This is a genomic window from Drancourtella massiliensis (genome assembly GCF_016900655.1).
In the GTDB taxonomy this organism is placed as follows: Bacteria; Bacillota; Clostridia; order Lachnospirales; family Lachnospiraceae; genus Sellimonas; species Sellimonas catena.
Window position 1 is genome coordinate 1 of the sequence record NZ_JACJKH010000085.1, and the last position, 744, is coordinate 744.

A 744-nucleotide genomic window follows, 5' to 3' on the forward strand; every position below is an offset into this window, starting at 1 on the left:
TGATCGATCTCAATGACGGTGTTATTGGAGATCTTTTTATGCTTTGTTAGTTTCCGTTTCCTGTTTTCTTCGATGACTTTCCTGACTTTGTCCATGCCTTCGATCACGAACATACGGGCATCCCCGAGATCGTATTTGGGCCCATACCCGTTCTCGGACAGAAACTCATTATACTTTGCATAAAGGGTATCTATGGTGTCCAGCAGGCCGGCAAGATGATAGTTGAGGCTGCCGCGCCAGACGAACGTATATCTGTTTGCATTCGCCTCGATCTTTGTCCCATCGATGTAGAGCTCTTTCAGCGTAATAAGGCCTTTCTTTTCCAGGCGGCGCATGAACTGATAATTCAATTCATCCAGGACTTCTCCCGTCAGCTTTTTCCCTTTAAAATCGTAAAAAACATCCCTTTGGGGTTTCTGTCCTTTGGTCAGCCAGATGAAGGCGAGGTCTCGCTGACACAGGTCGACAATCCGATCAACAGCCCTGACTCCGCGCATGTTTGCATAGGTAACAACAGAATACAGCATGATTGGGTTAAACCCGGTTCTTCCCTTATCTGAATAACAGGCCAGGAGGCCTGAAAAATCCAACTCCTCCATCACATTTTTTAGGGTATAGACTGGATCGTCGTCGGGTAAACTCAATTCGAAGAAACTGAAGTTAATTTTTTGTTGCCCAATTTCAAAAAAATCGTTATAATAATCTTGTTTTAGCATAGTTCCATTATAACATGGAACGGAGAGG

General features: G+C 44.4%; 1 protein-coding gene. It reads right to left on the reverse strand.

The window, feature by feature from the left end; translation table 11 throughout:
• Window positions 1-527, reverse strand: a 527-nt coding sequence (locus tag H6A32_RS15820) for a transposase (protein WP_430749601.1), incomplete at its 3' end; no start/stop codon positions are given.
• Window positions 528-744: the final 217 nt, after the last annotated feature.